A 10,675-nucleotide genomic window follows, 5' to 3' on the forward strand; every position below is an offset into this window, starting at 1 on the left:
GTCATTCGCATTGCGCTCGCCCGTAAGCTCCTGGTCCGCCTCAACGCCAAAGCACGCGAGGCGCGTGCCGCTTACGCCAATGCAACTTGACAATCCAGATAGTCGCTCATCCCGACCTTCTCCCCGCGAAGAGCGGGGAGAAGGGGAAGAAAGAGAGATCAATCCGGGCGGACCATCTCGAACATGGCCTCGGGCCGAATCTCGAAATAGTCGCCTCTGCGGCCGGCGCGGACGATGGGGCGGGCGGCGGCGGTCTGGTAGACGCCGTCCTTGATCATGGCCTTGTCGATATGGACCGCGACGACTTCCCCTAACGTGAGCCAGGCCTGCGCCTTCTCGCCATTGGCGCCCTGGAGCTGGACGATCTGGGTCAGCTTGCACTCGAAGGAGACCGGGCTCTCCGCCACCCGCGGCACGTTGACGATCTTGCTCGGCGCCGCGGTCAATCCCGCGATCGAGAACTCGCTGATATCGTGGGCGACGTGGGCGGCGGTCGCGTTCATCTGCTTCGCCAGATCCATGGTGGCGAGATTCCAGACGAACTCCCTCGTCTCCTGGATGTTGGCGACGCTGTCCTTCCAGGAGGTGGAGGAGAAGCCGATGATCGGCGGGACGTAGCAGAAGCCGTTGAAGAAGCTGTAGGGCGCGAGGTTGACGTGACCCTTGGCGTCGCGCGAGGAGATCCAGCCGATCGGGCGCGGGGCGATGATGGCGTTGAAGGGATCGTGCTTGAGGCCGTGGCCGTTCTTCGGCTCGTAATAATGCAGGTCTTTCGCGGTCACGCTGAATTCCTCGAGGATTCGCCGTCATTCCGGGATGGTCCGAAGGACCAGACCCGGAATCTCGAGATTCCGGGCTCGATGCTTCGCATCGCCCCGGAATGACCAGGATGATGTTAGTTCGTCAATTTACCACGCGGCGAGAGGCCCGCGATCACAAAATCGATCATCTGGTCGATGGTCGGGCCCGGCTTGGTGGCGCATTGGGCGATCATCTGCGGGTGGAAGAAGCGCATCATGGCGGTGGTGGCGCAGAGCGAGGCGAGGTGCACGTCCGGAACATCGAACTCGCCCGAGGCCGCCCCCTGCCCGATCACCTGGCCGATGGTGGAGGCGATCATCTCCATATGGGCGACGCAGACGTCCCAGTCCTCCTGCATCGCGATTTCGACCATCTCGTGCAGCTTGGAGTCGCCGACATAGCGCTCGGTGTTCATGCGGTTGACGGTCTTCATCAGATCGCGCAGGCGGGTAACCGCCGGGCCTTGTGCCCGCACGATCCGCAGCGCCTCGACCTCGACCTCGCCCATCAGCGTCCGCGCCACGCCTTCGTGGATCGCCTTCTTCGAATCGAAGAAGCGATACACGTTGGCGGGGCTCATCCGGAGCTCCTTGGCGATGTCGGCGACCGTGGTCTTCTGGTAGCCGATCTGGCGGAACAGCCGTTCGGCCACCACGAGAATCCGCTCCCGGGTGTCACTCTCGATATGTTCCGAAACCAGCGTCATTTGTCGGGACTCAATTATGTGTTCACTGTTCAACTATTCAGCCGCTTCAGCAAGCGGAATTGCCGGGCGCGCATTGCCGTCATGCTGCGCCGCCGAAGCGGCTTTCTCGCCCGCGCCGCTCTCCTCCAGGCTCTTGCGGAACCACAGGGCATAAAGGCCCGGCAGGTATAACAGCGTCAGGAAGGTCGCGACGAACAGGCCGCCCATGATGGTGATTGCCATCGGGCCCCAGAACGCCGAGCGCGACAGCGGGATCATCGCCAGGATCGCGGCGAGCGCGGTCAACACCACCGGGCGGGCGCGGCGGACAGTGGCCTCCACGATCGCCTCCTTGCGGGTCAGGCCGTGGGCGACATCGGTCTCGATCTGGTCGACCAGGATCACGGTGTTGCGCATGATCATGCCCGCGAGCGCGATCAGGCCGAGCAGCGCCACGAAGCCGAACGGCTGGTTGGCGACGTTGAGCCCGAGGGACGCGCCGACGATGCCGAGCGGCGCCGTCAGGAAGACCAGGAGCAGGCGCGAGAAGCTCTGCAACTGGATCATCAACAGCGTCAGCATCACCAGCACCATCATCGGGAAGAGCACGAAGATCGACGCATTGCCCTTGGCCGATTCCTCGAACGCGCCGCCCGGCTCGATCCGGTAGGCCGGCTCGAGATGGTTCTGGATCTCCTTGAGCTTGGGCGAGATCTGGTTGGTCACATCAGGGGCCTGCACGCCGTCGACGACGTCGGAGCGCACGGTGATCGCCATGTCGCGGTTACGCCGCCACAGGATCGGCTCCTCATGCGCATACTCGATTTTTGCGATCTGCTGAAGCGGGACGGCGACACCGTTGCGTGAGGTGATCGTGAGATCGCCGACGCGCCCCAGATCGAGCCGCTCGGACGGCACGGCGCGGGCGACCACGCCGACCTTCTCGATGCCGTCGCGGATGGTCGTGACCGGCGCGCCCGAGATCAGCATCGACAGCGCCTGCGAGACCTCCTGCGGGGTCAGGCCGAGCGCGCGGGCGCGGTCCTGGTCGACGACCAGCTTCAGGTAGGGCGACTGCTCGTTCCAGTCGAGCTGCACGTCCTTGACGTTCTGGTTCTGCCGCATGATGTCGCGCACCTGGTAGGCGATATCGCGCACCTTGCTTGCGTCGGGACCGATCACGCGGAACTGAACGGGGAAGCCGACCGGCGGGCCGAAATTGAAGCGGTCGACGCGCACGCGCGCCTCGTTCAACGCGCCGTTGGCGGCCGCATTCTCGATCTTGGCCTTGATGCGCTCACGCGCCTCGACGTCCTTGGACAGAATCACGATCTCGGCAAAGGCCTCGTTCGGCAGTTGCGGGTTGAGGCCGAGCCAGAAGCGCGGCGAGCCCTGGCCGACATAGGCGGTGTAGGTCGCAATATCCTTGTCGCCCTTCAACAGGTCCTCGGCCTTCTTGACCGCCTTCTCGGTCACGTTGAACGCGGTGCCTTCCGGCAGGCGAAGCTGCAGGAACAGCTCAGGGCGCTCGGAGAGCGGGAAGAACTGCTGCTGGACGTGGCCGAAGGCGACGATCGAGGCGACGAACACGCCGACCGTTGATGCCACCACCGTGACGCGGTGATTGACGCACCACTGCACCACCGCGCGCAAACCGCGGTAAAGCCGGGTCTCGTAGATCGCGTGCGGATCGTGGTTGTGGTGCACCTTGATGTTGGGCAGCAGCTTCACGCCGATATAGGGCGTGAAGATCACCGCGACGAACCAGGAGGCGACCAGCGCAATCGCGACGATCCAGAAAATGCCGCCGGCATATTCGCCGACCGCCGAATTGGCAAAGCCGATCGGCAGGAAGCCGGCCGCGGTCACCAGCGTACCCGTCAGCATCGGAAACGCCGTGGATTCCCACGCGAACGATGCGGCGCGGAAGCGGTCCCAGCCCTGCTCCATCTTCACCACCATCATCTCGACCGCGATGATGGCGTCGTCGACGAGCAGACCGAGCGCGATGATCAGCGCACCCAAAGTGATGCGGTGCAGGTCGAGCGACATCGCGTTCATGACGATGAAGACGATCGCCAGCACCAGCGGCACCGACATCGCCACCACGATGCCGGTGCGCCAGCCGAGCGCGAGGAAGGAGACGAACAGCACGATCGCGAGCGCCTCGATGAAGGAATGCACGAACTCGCTGACGGCATGCTCGACCACCTTGGGCTGGTCGGCGATCTGCTCGACTTCGATGCCCTGCGGCACCGCCTTCAAGAATTCGGCGGTCGCCTTCTCGACGTCCTTGCCGAGCTCAAGAATGTTGGCACCCTTGGCGGTCACGATGCCGATGCCGATCGCGGGCTTGCCTTCCTGGCGCACGGTGAAACTCGGCGGATCGACGAAGCCGTGGGTGACGGTCGCGATGTCGCCCAGGCGGAAGACGCGGCCGTTGCTCTCGACCGGGGTCTCGGCCACCGCCTTCGCGCCGTCGAGCGCGCCGGTGACGCGCAGCGGCACGCGCTGCGAGGACGTCTCGACCGTGCCGGCCGGGGTTACGTTGTTCTGCTTGGCGAGCGAGTCGAACAGCGCCTGCGGGGTGATGCCGAGCGTGGCGAGCTTGGCGTGGGAGAACTCGACATAGATGCGCTCGTCCTGGGTGCCGTAGAAGTCGACCTTGGTCACGCCCGGCACGCGTAGAAGCCGCTGGCGGAAGCCTTCGGCCGCCTTCTTCAACTGCGCGTAATCGGCGCCGTCGCCGGTCATCATGTAGAGGATGGAATCGACGTCGGAGAACTCGTCGTTGACGACCGGGCCGAGGATTCCTTGCGGCAACTGGCCCTGCACGTCGACCAGCTTCTTGCGCAGCAGATAGAAGAGATAAGGCACGTCCTTCGGCGGCGTCGAATCGCGGAATGTCACCTGCATCGCCACGAAGGCCGGCTTGGAATAGGTCTGCACCTTCTCGAAGAACGGCAATTCCTGCAGCTTCTTCTCGATGGGGTCGGCGACCTGGGTCTGCATCTCGTTCGCGGTTGCACCGGGCCAGATCACGGAGACGTTGACCACCTTCACCGTGAAGAACGGATCCTCGGCGCGGCCGAGCTTCTGATAGGAGAAGAAGCCGGCGGCGCCGAGCGCGATCATCAGGAACAGGATCAGGGTCGGATGGCTCACCGCCCAGCCCGACAGGTTGAAGCGCTTCATGTCACCCTCCAATATCCAAAACCGCTTACGGCCGACGGATCAGAACGACAGCGACGCGACGACGCGGACCTTCTGGGCCGGGTCGAGCTTCTGCACCCCGAGCGCCACCACCTTCGCGCCCTCCTCGACGCCGCCGGCGATCACGACGCAATTGCTCTCATAGGCCTTCACCTTGACCGGCTTCAGCGAGATCTCGCCGGCATCGTTGACGACGTAGAGCGAGGGATCGCCGCCCTGGCTGTTACAGCGCCGACAGCGGCAGCTTCGCCACGCGCTCAGTCTCGGTATCGGCGAGCGTCAGCGTCGCCGTCATGCCGAGCGAGACGTCATCGCCAGCTTCCGGCAGCGAGAACTTGGCGAGATAGGTGCGGGTGGCGGGATCGGCCGAGGGGGCGACCTCGCGCAGCTTCGCGGCGTACTTCTTGCCCGCTTCCGACCACAGCGTCACGGTGGCGACGCCGGTCTTGGCGCGGCCGAGCAAGGTCTCGGGGATCGCGACCACCGCCTCCTTTTCGCCGAGCCGCGCCACGCGGATCGAGGTCTGGCCGGCGGCCACGACCTGGCCGGGCTCGATCAGGGTCGAGGTGACAACACCGCGGGTATCGGCAACGAGCGTCGCATAAGAAAGAGAGTTCTTGGTCAGCTCGACCGAGCGTTCGGCGCGGTTGAGGCGGGCGCGGGCCTCGTCTGCGGCCGCATGCGCCTGGTCCATCTGAGCATCCGTGGTCCAGCCCTTGGCGCGCAAATCCTTGGCGCGCTGCTCGGCGGCGGCGGCCTGCGCCAGCACGCCAGTGGCGGCGCGCAGCTCCGCTTCGGCCTGCTCGGCCTGCAGTTTCAGGTCGACTTCATCGAGGGTGGCGAGCGGCTGGCCGATATCGACGGTCTGGCCGACTTCGACGAGGCGCTTGGCGACCTTGCCGGCGACGCGGAAGCCCATGTCGCTCTCGATGCGCGGCTTGATCGTGCCGACAAAGCTGCGCTCGGGGGTTTCGGCCTCATAGTGCACCATGGAGACCAGGACCGGACGCCCCGGATCGGCTTTCTCGGCGACCGTTTCGTCACAGCCGGCCAGCGAAATCGCCGCCAGCGCCAGCAGCGCGCCAGCTAAAAGCTTGTAATAATCCGCGAAAATAGAACGGGCGAACATCGGTCTCTCCATCGGGCTGATGTCTGATGAAGAGTATTGATTGATCACTGACGAATGTCAATAATCGTCAGTAAACACCAAATCGTGAGGTAGGGCGTGATTGACGGCGGGCAAGGGGGCGATGGCGCGTAGCCCGGATGGAGCGCAGCGCAATCCGGGGTTCTGGCCGTATGGATAGACTGGCCCCGGATTACGCTTGCGCTTCATCCGGGCTACGGGATGGCGAGGAATCGTACGAGCTGAGCGAGAAATGGTGGGCACGCTGCGCTTTGCCCACCCTACCAATGCTTTGTGCTACTTCGCGTTGGCGAACTCGGTCTTGGTCTCGTGGCCGCCGAGGAAGGTGAGGAGGCCGGCGGCGAGCGGCAGCAGCGACAGCACCAGCAGGCCGGTCGAGGTGTTGCCGGTGGCGTCCTTGACCCAGCCGATCAGATAGGGCCCGCCGAAGCCGGCGAGGTTGCCGATCGAGTTGATGAGCGCGATCGCGCCGGCTGCCGCGGTGCCGGAGAGCCAGGCGGTCGGCAAGGTCCAGAACACCGCGAAGGTGCAGAAGATGCCGATCGCCGCAACCGTCAGCACGACCATGGTGATGATGGGATCGGTGAGGTAGCTGGAGACGCCGAGCGCAAGCGCCGTGAGCAACAGCGGCCCGCCGACATGGGCTACGCGCTCGCGGGTGGCGTCGGAGTGCCGCGCCCACAGCACCATCGCGATGGTGCCGAACAGATAGGGGATCGCAGTGACGAAGCCGGTCTGCGCGTTGGTGAGACCGAACGCTTTCACGATCTGCGGCAGCCAGAACTGCATGCCATAGAGCGCGCCAACGAAGCCGAAATAGATCAGGCTCAGCGTGATCACCTTGGGCGAGGACAGCGCCTCGCCGAGCGTGAAATGCCGCACCGCCTGTTTGGCCGCGGCCTCGGCGTCAAGCTTTGCCTTCAGCCACGCCTTCTGCTCCGCGGTCAGCCAGTTCGCCTTCTCCGGCTTATCGGTCAGATAGAACCAGGTGACGATGCCGAGCAGGACCGAGGGGATGCCCTCGATGATGAACAGCCACTGCCAGCCCCTCAGCCCCATCACGCCGTCAAGCCCAAGCAAAAGCCCGGAGATCGGCGCGCCGATCACGGTGGACACGGGAACGGCGACCGCAAACGCGGCCATGAAGCGGGCGCGGTATTCGGCCGGATACCAATAGGTCAGATAGAGGATGATGCCGGGGAAGAAGCCGGCTTCCGCCACGCCCAGCAGGAAGCGCAGCACAAGAAAACTCCGCTCGCCGCTGACGGTCGCCATCAGCGCCGAGATCACCCCCCAGGTCACCATGATGCGGGCGATCCAGCGGCTGGCGCCGAATCTCTCCAGCGCGAGGTTGCTCGGCACCTCGAAGATGAAATAGCCGATGAAGAAGATACCGGCGCCCCAGGCGAAGACCAGCGGCGAGAACTTCAGGTCCGCGTTCATGGTCAGCGCGGCGAAGCTGAGATTGACGCGGTCGAGATAGGAGAAGAAGTAGGCCAGCACCAGGAACGGGATCAGGCGCGCCGAGATGGCGCGGATGGTCGAGGTCTCGATCTCGCTCTTCGCACTCGCGGCGGCGGCAAGTGTGGTGGTCTGGCTCATGGGTGTCCCCCCGAGGGCTGTTATTGCTATTGCCTTGGGGTTTTGAGCATCGGGCGCACGGTGTCAATCGGAATTGTGACAAGGGCTCGTCCGCGGGGTGGGGCGCGCACGGCCTCGGGTGCGAGCTTGCGCCCGGCGGCGGCCCTAAGCTTTAGCTCCGTCTCCACAAGGCTTGCCCGTTCATGATTGTCCGCATCCTGCTTTGTCTTTCGATCATCATTGCCGGCCTGGCGCTGCGCCGGTTCGGCTTCGGCGTGGGGCTTCCGGCGTTCGTCGTGAAGTATGGCGGCTCGCTGTTGTGGGGGACGATGGTATTCTTCCCGGTCGCGATTGCCGCGCCGGGATGGTCACGGCGGACGGTGGCCTTGATCGCGCTTGCTATCGCGGTGGCTGTGGAATTGTTTCGGCTGGTGCACACGCCGTGGCTCGATGCCTTCAGGCTGACGACCGCCGGCGCGCTGTTGCTCGGCCGCATCTTCTCGGCATCGAATATCGTCGCCTATGCCGCGGGCATTTGCTGGGCGTGGCGCTGGATCGTTGTGCGGTGTTAGCTTTCGCCAAGAGCCAATAGCTGCCGTCATCGTCCGCGAAGGCGGACGATCCAGTAAGCTGCGGCCGCTCAGCTCAATCACTGCTGCCGGTGATTACTGGATGCCCCGCCTGCGCGGGGCATGACGGCTACAGTGCATGACCGCTGCAGTTGAAGCCTACCGCCGTGCTTTACGCGTCTTCTTCGCGGCCTTGGTCTTCTTCGCCGTCTTCTTGGCCGCCTTGGCCGAGCGCTTCTTGGCGGATTTCTTGCCGGCTTTGCTGGCCGACCTTTTCTTCACGGCCTTCTTTGCCGCGGCCGCCGTCCGTCTTGCGCTCGCTGCCGCCGGCTTCGGTGCGGCGCGCCGCTTGCGCGGCGGGGCCGTTGCCATCGGCGGCACCATCGGATCGGAGACGAGGCCGTCGGCGGCGAGCGGGACATAGGTCGCCGTGCGCTCGTCGGTTTTCATGTCCGTCTCGTCCGGCTTCAATGCCTCGCTGGCGGTGCTGGCGACGCCCTTCACCGTATCCGTGATCTTGTCGAGAATCGATTTATCCTTGCCCATAATGCCTCCCTGAAATTAGTCGCAACAAACTAACCGGCCGGGAGGCCGCGGGTTCCCGAGACGAAACTCAGTAGGGCGAGTTAGTCACTCGCTGTCGTCATTCCGGGGCGATGCGCAGCATCGAACCCGGAATCCATGGCTCCGCCGGCGCACGTGGCGCAATGGATTCCGGGCCTACGCCTTGCGGCGCATCCCGGAATGACAGCGGAGAAAGTGGCGAACGGACATCATCCGTCATTGCGAGCCAATGGCTCTGCGCACCCTCAATTCAGTTAGCGAGTTGGAAGCGCTCGAAGCGATGCAGTTCTTCTTCGATGCGGGGCTTGAGCGCCTTGCGGGCGCCGCGCTTGGCGGCGCTACCGACCCAGCTCCATTTCTGCATCAGCAGCTTCTTGTTCGCCCGGTCGGTCTTCAGGTCGATGGCGGCGACGATCTCCTCGCCGACCAGGACCGGCAGCGCAAAATAGCCGAACAGCCGCTTTTCCTTCGGCACATAGGCCTCGAAGCGGTGGCCGTAACCGAAGAACAGTTCGGTGCGCTTGCGTTGGATGATGAGGGGATCGAACGGCGAGAGGATGTGGACCAGGGCGGGATCGCCCTCGCCCGCCGGCTGCAGCGCTTCCGGGCGCGCCCAATGCTCCTGCTTGCCGGCGCCTTCGAGCGCGACCGGCACCAGCTCCCCTCGCCGCAGGCGTGCCTCGATCAGGCCTCGCACCGCTTTCTTGCTGGGCGCATCGAGATGGCAGATCGAATCCAGGCTGACGACGCCCTGCGAACGCAGCGCGCGGTCGAGCAGATAGGCGGTGATCTCGCGCGGCGAGGCCGGCTTCGGCGGCTTGTCCCAGCCGAAATGCCGCGCCGTCAAGTCGTAGGTCTTCAGCATGCCGTTGCGCTCGCTGATCGTGAGCACGCCGGTGTAAAAGGCAAGCTGCAGCGCGCGCTTCGACGGCTTGCGGCTCTGCCAGAGATGCTCCTTCTCCACCAGCACGTCGTCGTCGATGTCGCGGATGGTGAGCGGTCCCTGGCGGATCAGGCGCATCACCTTGCGCATGTCGGCAGGCGTGACCGAATTGAACCATTTGTGGCCCTCCCGCCTGTGCTGCCGCATCGCCGGCAGGAAGAAGCGGATATCCCCGGCCGGCACGTAAGAGAGAGCATGCGTCCAGTATTCGAACACGCTTTTGTCGACACCCTGGGCGTGGCGCAGATCGGCGCGGCGGTAGTCGGGGATGCGGCTATAGAGGATGTGATGGTGGGCGCGCTCGATCACGTTGATGGTATCGATCTGCACGTAGCCGAGATGTTCAACCGCAGCGGCCACGGCGGCCGGCCCATCGCCGAACGGCACGGGCGTGTCGAGCCTTTGCGCGCGCAGCCAGATGCGGCGGGCGTCGGTCCTGCTCAGGGGGTGGGATGGAATCGGACGGGGCATTGCCCGCAATGTAGCGGGTTTCTGTCGCAGGGCACAGAAAAGGCCGCGCCAGGTGGCGCGGCCAGAGCCGTAGACCGGGTCTTGAAGATTACTTGCCCGCCTGGGCTTCCAGGTAGTGCTTGCAGGCGCCACGCATGTTGCCCTTGCTCATCTCGCTATTGGCCTTGCTGATGCTCTTGGCCATCGCCGCCTTGCCGGGCCCTTCCGGCATCGTGTTCATCGAGGCCGTCGATTTGGCCATATTCTCCGTGGTGCAGGCCGCCGGCTTGGCCAAGGCAGGCGCAAAGGCAAGAGCCGAGAACGCAGCAGCCAGGATCAATCGTCGCATCGGAAAAATCTCCCTTGGAATGAAACCGGCGTGACACCGGCCAACACAATGCGCGTTGGCTCGCGGCCGCGTTTCCAGCGAAAAGTTATTTTTCCTGTATTGCAGTGGGATGAAGCAGAAGCGAGCTGCGACCAGCGGTCGCGGCGGTCGGCCGATCTATTGTCCATGACGCAAAGGCGGCCTTCTCGGGCCGCCCTTTCTATTTCCGCACCTGCCAGCGCATGATCACCGCAGATGGCGTCGTCACTAGTGGTCTATCACAGTGATTTTGACTCTTTGGGGGTGGCTGGATAGGCGCGGCCGAGTTTGGCGCGAGCTTTGTCGGTTGTGAACATCCATTTGATTCGGGCTCGGGTTTTATTTCGCCGCCGTT

The 10,675-nt window shown here is 64.3% G+C and carries 8 protein-coding genes and 1 pseudogene; 1 reads left to right on the forward strand and 8 read right to left on the reverse strand.

The genetic code is table 11. The features are described 5' to 3' along the window. Window positions 1–158: 158 nt before the first annotated feature. From ACZYOF_RS39245 to ACZYOF_RS39265, 5 genes and pseudogenes are all read right to left on the reverse strand, one after another. Window positions 159–782 (reverse strand): flavin reductase family protein, encoded by a 624-nt coding sequence (locus ACZYOF_RS39245; RefSeq protein WP_463719101.1) that lies wholly within the window; start codon window positions 780–782, stop codon window positions 159–161. Window positions 783–895: 113 nt separating this feature from the next. Beyond that, on the reverse strand, window positions 896–1,507 hold the full coding sequence (locus ACZYOF_RS39250; RefSeq protein WP_463719102.1) for a TetR/AcrR family transcriptional regulator: 612 nt from the start codon (window positions 1,505–1,507) through the stop codon (window positions 896–898). Between the two features lie 33 nt (window positions 1,508–1,540). Further along, window positions 1,541–4,681, reverse strand: a complete 3,141-nt coding sequence (locus ACZYOF_RS39255; protein WP_463719103.1) for an efflux RND transporter permease subunit — start codon at window positions 4,679–4,681, stop codon at window positions 1,541–1,543. A gap of 39 nt (window positions 4,682–4,720) precedes the next feature. Then, window positions 4,721–5,828, reverse strand: a pseudogene (locus ACZYOF_RS39260) (efflux RND transporter periplasmic adaptor subunit). Window positions 5,829–6,122: 294 nt separating this feature from the next. Next, window positions 6,123–7,448, reverse strand: coding sequence for an MFS transporter (locus tag ACZYOF_RS39265; RefSeq protein ID WP_394569298.1), 1,326 nt, complete (start codon window positions 7,446–7,448; stop codon window positions 6,123–6,125). 182 nt (window positions 7,449–7,630) lie between these two features. Here ACZYOF_RS39265 and ACZYOF_RS39270 point away from each other — a divergent pair, with 182 nt between their 5' ends. Then, entirely contained in the window at window positions 7,631–7,999 is a 369-nt protein-coding gene (locus ACZYOF_RS39270; protein WP_463719104.1) for a ribosomal maturation YjgA family protein, read from the forward strand. A 156-nt stretch (window positions 8,000–8,155) separates the two neighbouring features. Here the strand turns inward: ACZYOF_RS39270 and ACZYOF_RS39275 are convergent, their stop codons facing one another. The 3 genes from ACZYOF_RS39275 to ACZYOF_RS39285 all read right to left on the reverse strand — a co-directional run bounded on the left by ACZYOF_RS39275 (window position 8,156) and on the right by ACZYOF_RS39285 (window position 10,302). After that, the gene (locus ACZYOF_RS39275) at window positions 8,156–8,542 is read right to left on the reverse strand and encodes a hypothetical protein (RefSeq protein WP_282530001.1); all 387 of its coding nucleotides are present in this window, start codon (window positions 8,540–8,542) and stop codon (window positions 8,156–8,158) included. Window positions 8,543–8,810: 268 nt separating this feature from the next. After that, a complete protein-coding gene (locus ACZYOF_RS39280) occupies window positions 8,811–9,974 on the reverse strand; it encodes a winged helix-turn-helix domain-containing protein (protein WP_463719105.1) in 1,164 nt (387 codons plus the stop codon). An 88-nt stretch (window positions 9,975–10,062) separates the two neighbouring features. Then, the gene (locus tag ACZYOF_RS39285; protein ID WP_463719106.1) at window positions 10,063–10,302 is read right to left on the reverse strand and encodes a hypothetical protein; all 240 of its coding nucleotides are present in this window, start codon (window positions 10,300–10,302) and stop codon (window positions 10,063–10,065) included. Window positions 10,303–10,675: the final 373 nt, after the last annotated feature.

Source organism: Bradyrhizobium sp. LeoA1Lang, assembly GCF_055413685.1.

Bases quoted from the DNA above. Each gene is read 5' to 3' on its own strand.
- ACZYOF_RS39285 (WP_463719106.1), bottom strand. From the start codon at position 10,302: ATGCGACGATTGATCCTGGCTGCTGCGTTCTCGGCTCTTGCCTTTGCG.
- ACZYOF_RS39265 (WP_394569298.1), bottom strand. From the start codon at position 7,448: ATGAGCCAGACCACCACACTTGCCGCCGCCGCGAGTGCGAAGAGCGAG.
- ACZYOF_RS39250 (WP_463719102.1), bottom strand. From the start codon at position 1,507: ATGACGCTGGTTTCGGAACATATCGAGAGTGACACCCGGGAGCGGATT.
- ACZYOF_RS39270 (WP_463719104.1), top strand. From the start codon at position 7,631: ATGATTGTCCGCATCCTGCTTTGTCTTTCGATCATCATTGCCGGCCTG.
- ACZYOF_RS39255 (WP_463719103.1), bottom strand. From the start codon at position 4,681: ATGAAGCGCTTCAACCTGTCGGGCTGGGCGGTGAGCCATCCGACCCTG.
- ACZYOF_RS39280 (WP_463719105.1), bottom strand. From the start codon at position 9,974: ATGCCCCGTCCGATTCCATCCCACCCCCTGAGCAGGACCGACGCCCGC.
- ACZYOF_RS39275 (WP_282530001.1), bottom strand. From the start codon at position 8,542: ATGGGCAAGGATAAATCGATTCTCGACAAGATCACGGATACGGTGAAG.